Origin of the sequence: Bacteroides sp. NSJ-39 (assembly GCF_014287315.1) — a bacterium.
In the GTDB taxonomy this organism is placed as follows: domain Bacteria; phylum Bacteroidota; class Bacteroidia; order Bacteroidales; family Bacteroidaceae; genus Bacteroides; species Bacteroides finegoldii.
Genome location: NZ_JACOOB010000034.1, coordinates 1 through 6,732 on the forward strand (window position 1 = coordinate 1; position 6,732 = coordinate 6,732).

Sequence of the window (6,732 nt, forward strand, 5' to 3'; positions counted from 1 at the left end):
TTGCAGCACCATCCCGTACGTAATCTGTCAGAAGAAAAAAGAGAGATTGCCGCCTACGTCAGCAAGGCTCTGTCTTTCGTAAGAAAGATGCAGAAATTCCTTGCCACGCCCCAAGTGCCACCACTAATATCCGCCAACAACGCAACAGAAACCACCGCCAGCCTTCTTCAATGGACGGGCAATGCCATCGACCTCGTGGAACTTATCTACGGCATAGACGTGATGGGCTGCATCAACAACGGCAATATGCCGCTCAAACAGCTCGCCCCACTTCTCTATAAGATATTCGGGGTTGATTCTAAAGACTGCTACCGCTTCTACACTGATATCAAACGCCGGAAGAACGAAAGCCGCACCTATTTCATTGACAGGATGCAGGAAAAACTGAACGAGAGAATGTTGCGTGATGAGGAGTTGGAGCGGATGAGAAAATAAAAAAATATCCATTACATATGAGAAGACAGGAATACTCGTATCCTGTCTTTTTATTTTCATTTAATTATATATTAATTAGCACAATATATGTGAGTTTTTCATTCCTATAAGGACAAATTTCAGAAACGTATGTCTGGTAAATTATTGAGTCATCATAGTATGAACATATATCATTACTAAAAACAATGAAACAACTTCCATAAGATTGTGGTTGTAAAAATCGCCATTTAATAGCCCGTTTTTTTTGTAAAATTCGCCAATTAAAAAAATATGATTATCTTTGCATTATATTTTATAAGGTATGGAAACAGTAAATAGAATACTTCAAGAGAAGATTACAGCACGAATCGCGCCCAATAAAGCAGTACTGATTTTTGGTGCTCGCCGTGTTGGTAAAACGGTAATGATGCGTAAAATTGTGGACAACTATTCAGGTAGGACGATGATGCTCAACGGCGAAGACTACGACACATTAGCACTATTGGAGAATCGCTCAATAGCCAATTATCGGCATTTATTGGATGGTATTGATTTGCTGGCTATTGATGAGGCACAGAACATACCACAAATCGGTAGTATTCTGAAGTTGATAGTTGATGAAATACCGGGAATAAGTGTCTTGGCAAGTGGTTCTTCGTCATTCGATTTGCTGAATAAGACTGGTGAACCGTTGGTCGGCCGCAGTACGCAATTTCTCCTTACACCATTCTCGCAACGGGAAATCGCACAGACGGAAACGGCACTTGAAACCCGCCAGAACCTCGAAGCGCGCTTGATTTACGGTTCCTATCCCGAAGTAGTAATGATGGAGAACTATGAACGTAAAACAGACTACCTACGTGATATTGTCGGTGCATACCTGCTTAAAGATATCTTAGCAATTGACGGCTTAAAAAATTCGAGCAAGATGCGCGATCTACTGCGATTGATAGCTTTTCAGTTGGGCAGCGAAGTTTCTTACGAAGAGTTAGGTAAACAACTCGGCATGAGCAAGACGACCGTTGAAAAATACCTCGACCTATTGGAAAAGGTCTTCGTTATCTATCGTCTGGGGGCTTATTCGCGTAACCTACGCAAGGAGGTTACAAAAGCTGGCAAGTGGTACTTCTACGACAACGGCATTCGCAATGCCATTATCGGGGCTTTCTCACCGCTGGCCATTCGGCAGGATGTCGGTGCGCTGTGGGAGAACTACATCATCGGAGAGCGGCGCAAAGCGAACTTCAATGAGGGACTGCACAGGGAGTTCTATTTCTGGCGCACCTACGACAAACAGGAAATCGACCTGATTGAGGAGAGTGCCGACAGTCTTACCGCCTTGGAGTTCAAGTGGGGAAATAAAATGCCGGCCGCACCGAAAGCCTTCCAAGAAGCCTATCCCTATGCCGAGTTTCATGTGGTAAATCGGGAGAATTATTTGGAGTTCGTATAATCAATAAATTACGTATATGGAAACAAAACTACAATCCAAACAGCAATATCCGCGGTTTATCCAAAATAAACCGTGTGGTATTGACAAATTCGATGGAGGTTCGCAAGAAAGGTTGGCAAAAACTATTGCTCGCCATTTTTGTCAGAATGATTCATTGGATGAGGAATGTACTTTACCTCGAATTATCGGCATCGAAGGTATTTGGGGATCTGGAAAATCCAACGTGGTTAAAATGTTGGAACGTGAATTATCAGACGACTATTACTTTTTTGAGTATGACGCATGGGGACATCAAGAGGACTTGCAACGCCGCTCTATATTGGAATTGCTTACAAGCAAACTTATTGATGATGGTATCCTATCTGGAAATGCAACAATAAAAGTCAAAGGTGGAGGTACGAAAACCGTATCATGGTCTGAAAAGCTGAAATATTTATTAGCCCGTAAAACGGAGACCGTAACCGAAAAATATCCCCTTATCAGTAATGGTATGGTTGCGGCATTTTTGGTTGCAGTTTTAACTCCGATATTTACATTTATTGCGTATGCAGTAAAACCTACACCCACAACATGGTGGTTTTCTTTATTGTCTATTATCATAGCTGCACTGCCAGTTCTTATTGCATTGTGCGTTTGGAAATGGGCATATAGCAAAGATCATAAATATGGATGGAGTTATATGTTAGCTATTTATCAAGATAAAGTCGAAAAGGACGTTTGCTATGAGACTTTGAGCGAAGACGAACCAACGGTTTACGAGTTCAAAACATGGATGCAAGACATTTCTGATTTTATCAAGGAAAAAGGACAACGTAAATTAGTCCTTGTTTTTGACAACATGGATCGTCTCCCCGCTGAAAAAGTAAAAGAATTATGGTCTTCTATCCATACGTTCTTCGCCGATAGCGGTTTTGAAAATGTTTGGGCTGTTATTCCTTTCGATGAAACACATTTAGCTTGTGCATTCGGAGATGAGACCGACGAACAAACGAAACAACTGACCAAGTATTTTATCAATAAAACTTTCCCTATTGTTTATCGTGTTGCTCCTCCTGTTATTACCGACTATCGAAGTATATTCAACAAACTGTTTGTTGAAGCATTTGGAGAAACAGAAAATGAAGCGAAAGAAACTATAAATCGGATATTCAGATTGGTAAATCCTAATGCCAATGTTAGGGAAATTATATCATATATCAATGAGATGGTCGCTCTTAAACAAGAGTGGTGTAACGAAATTTTGATGATAAACATAGCATTGTTCTGTTTGAAGAAGACGGATATTCTGGCAAATCCAGTAGAACAAATATTGTCCGGCGACTATCTGAATGGCATTCAAACAATAATTAACAATGATCTGCAAACACAACGCGAAATTGCAGCTTTGGTATATGGTGTCGATGTTGAAGATGCTCGACAAATTCCATTGAAAAAATATATTGAAGGCTGCATCAACGGAGAAGAAGACCACGACATAAATCAATATGCAGAGACTAATAAACAATTTGACACTGTATTAGAAGAAGTTATACAATGTATGGACAATGCGCTATCGATAAGATTATACATTGTTTGCATAAATTAACTCGAAAGAGCGATGTTATTCTGCGTGTATGGCAAAGAATAGCACAATTGAAATTAAAAGAATCCATAGAGAAGCAGGTGTTCCCTGTCGAATACCAAGAACTGCTGTTGCATTTAGACACGGAAAGCCAAAACCATGTGATTGCTCAATTATATAAGAAGATAGTTCGGTTCAATGACTTCAATGGCGGCGACTATTTCAAAACGTTAGATGCAATAGACAGGTTTATTGCGCAAAATAAGTTGGCGTGCGATTTTACGTCATTGATTGAAGCAAAAACAGTCAAGCCAAATACATTTATCGATTATATTCAAGCTGCAAATGCAACAGATGCTGCCTATCGGGATAACGCGACAACTAAAGCATATAAATATTATCAAGTAGCAACAAATTCGGAGGCGCTCGATAATTATTTGGCAAACTTACTACCCGATAATTTCGACCATGCAGATATTGTAAAAACGTTAAAAGATAATTCTACCTATACGTTTCCAACGCTTTTGCAAGCGATCACGAATTGCATTGATGAACAGAATGTAAATAAAGATAATATAGGGGCTATATTTACAACCTATCGTTTATTGGCATCTGACGAAGAAAGACCTTTACCTGTAACGTTAGATTCAACCTACATAAATCAGTTGCATTCTGAATTAGAAACTGATGGCCGAAACATTAAAGAGTCTGGATATTACGATTTAGTCGCCATGCAATTGGCACATGGTCATTCCGTTTCCTTAATAGAGGGTGGAGATATAAAATATGTTGCAGAACTCATGGACTATTATGTGGATCATGGAGACTTATTAGTAAATAGTGTGGGATGGAATATACCGCTATTAAATGAAACACTACAATACATGGTAAATCATAAACTTGGCTATAAATTATTGCTCTCAGACATATTGCCCCAATTTGAAGATATTAAGAACAGAATAGGTGTAACGGATGAGGTATTTATCGAGCATTTAGCAGAGTGGAATACCGATTTGGATAAGTATATCACTAAGAACAATATTAAAGATGTAATTCCTGACGCATCTTTTTACGATTTGACCACTAAAATAAGCAATGTCCTGACCGATCATATCAATAAAATAGCGTTCGAAGCGTTGTCTGAAATAAGTGTTGATACATTATACGCCCAAAGAACAGCACATACATCATATTATTGGTTTGTCGCAATAAAACATTTACTGGCTAAAATCAAATCCTTGCCAGATAACTTGACTGAATTTGGCAAAAAGATTCTGATGGATATTGCTTCTGGAACTCAAAGTTTGAATCCTTTCCCTAATTGTTTCAAGAATATAGTTGAAAGATTGGATAAACGAAAAATTAAATCGACAGTTACCGATATAAGAAATGATTTCTGCATCGGTAAAAAGACTATCAATGCAATAAAGTTTCAATTTTTCGAAACATGGCTTAGATCGCATGGTAATTTGAAAAGTCAAGCTGGAGACGTTATTGATAAAATAGTGAAACCTGTAATTTCCGATGGGGCATGCCGTTCATTGATTCTGCAAAACAAAGATTTTTATATGGATTTAATAAATACAGCAGGGGATGATGCTTATGAATTGAAAAAGAGTCTCCGAAACCTCATACAAAAAGATTCAGATCCGCAATTGGTTAAATTTGTCAATTCGATAGATTCAGTACCTGAGGTTGAAACCGCGTAAGTATTTGTCTAACAAGTCCGAATTTTACGATTTTACCCGTCAGAACTGAAGTGCCCCCCAAAAAAATTGTATCCAACTTTTGGGGGTCACTTCAAACTTCGATAGGGATAATTTTCAATTTTGGGGACTTGTTAGACAGTCTCATTATCTGGTAGCAGTTTACACAGCACCGGATCGTTTTTGATACGCTCCAGTTCCTCCTGCACAATCTGCTTCACCTCTTCCTTGATGCGCCGGTAGTTCGCCTGCACCGTTTCCTTCATGCGGTCGTTGCCGTCCTCGTCCGTGAAGTTTGTAATGACGGGAATTTTCTTGTAGGCACTTTCTTCCCGTTTCACCTTTTCGGCATCCACCACAATCTCGCAATGAAAAATCTTCTGCTCGATACGCTCGTTGAAGTTGTCGGATACAGAACCGACAAACATTCCCTGCGTAAGCCCGGAAATCTTACTCGGTGGAATGAGCGCGTCCATCTGCGTGTTGATGGAGGTGGAAACATCCTGCCGGTTGATGGAGATGGACTGCCGTTTCTGCAACACCTTACCGAACCGCTCGGAGAGCGTCTTGGCTGTTTCCCCCACCACCTGACCGGAGAAAATATTGCCGACAGTGTTCATCACCACTTTCGCCTCTTTGTCCCCGTAGTCACGCACTAACTGGCTGAAATCCTGAAAGCCCAGACACACGGCAACCTTGTTGCTTCGGGCGGTAGCTATAAGATTGTCCAACCCTTTGAAGTATATTGTGGGCAACTCGTCGATGATGACCGATGACTTCAGCATCCCCTTCTTGTTGATGAGCTTCACGATACGGGAATTATACAGACCGAGTGCCGCACCGTAGATATTCTGACGGTCGGGATTGTTACCCACGCAGAGGATTTTCGGCTCTTCGGGATTGTTGATGTCCAGCGTAAACTCGCTGTCTGACATCACCCAGTAGAGCTGCGGTGAAATCATCCTCGAAAGCGGGATTTTTGCCGACGCTATCTGACCCATGAGCTGCTCCGCAGCCCCTCCAAGCCACGCATCCATGAACGGCGAAAGGTAGTTCTCCAGCTCCGGATAAGAGGTCAGTATCGGAAATATATCCTCGTAACGGCGGTTCAGAAACTCGATAGCATGGGGAAACGTGCAAAACTTCCCGTTCTGATAGATTTTGAGATACCAGATAATACTGGCAAACAGAATGATAGGTGACTCCACGAAGAAGTCGCCCTGCTTTTGCACCCACGTTTTATTGAGGTTGAGCATTATTGTGTAGGCACTCTCATAGGCATCCGTAATATCTTCCATAAAATCCGGGTGAATGGGATTGCACCGATGAGAGCGTCGCGGGTCGTCGAAGTTGATCACATAGAACTTCGGCTTTACCTTGTAGCCGTCCGGGTGGTTCAGCAAATGGTTGTAGGCAATAGTAGATAGGTCGGGATACTTGAAATCGTAGATGTATTGACTAAAGCCCTTTTCAATCTGTTGGTCGGGTAGGTCAGCTCCCTTTCGGGAGCTTTCCCCCCTAAGAACCGTACATGAGAGTTTCCCCTCATACGGCTCAAGCAATTCTAAATTTCTATATAGAAACCGGCTCATTATTTC

The 6,732-nt window shown here is 41.1% G+C and carries 3 protein-coding genes and 1 pseudogene; 3 read left to right on the forward strand and 1 reads right to left on the reverse strand.

Annotated features, from left to right (window positions below):
- From H8S63_RS19225 to H8S63_RS19235, 3 genes and pseudogenes are all read left to right on the forward strand, one after another.
- Positions 1 to 435, forward strand: a 435-nt coding sequence (locus H8S63_RS19225) for an RteC domain-containing protein (protein ID WP_186927669.1), incomplete at its 5' end; no start/stop codon positions are given.
- Between the two features lie 301 nt (positions 436 to 736).
- Positions 737 to 1,867, forward strand: coding sequence for an ATP-binding protein (locus tag H8S63_RS19230; RefSeq protein ID WP_004291480.1), 1,131 nt, complete (start codon positions 737 to 739; stop codon positions 1,865 to 1,867).
- Positions 1,868 to 1,883: 16 nt separating this feature from the next.
- Positions 1,884 to 5,137: pseudogene (locus H8S63_RS19235) on the forward strand (P-loop NTPase fold protein).
- Positions 5,138 to 5,268: 131 nt separating this feature from the next.
- Here the strand turns inward: H8S63_RS19235 and H8S63_RS19240 are convergent.
- Positions 5,269 to 6,732: TraM recognition domain-containing protein (locus H8S63_RS19240; RefSeq protein WP_255467689.1), on the reverse strand; the 1,464-nt coding region annotated here is incomplete at its 5' end.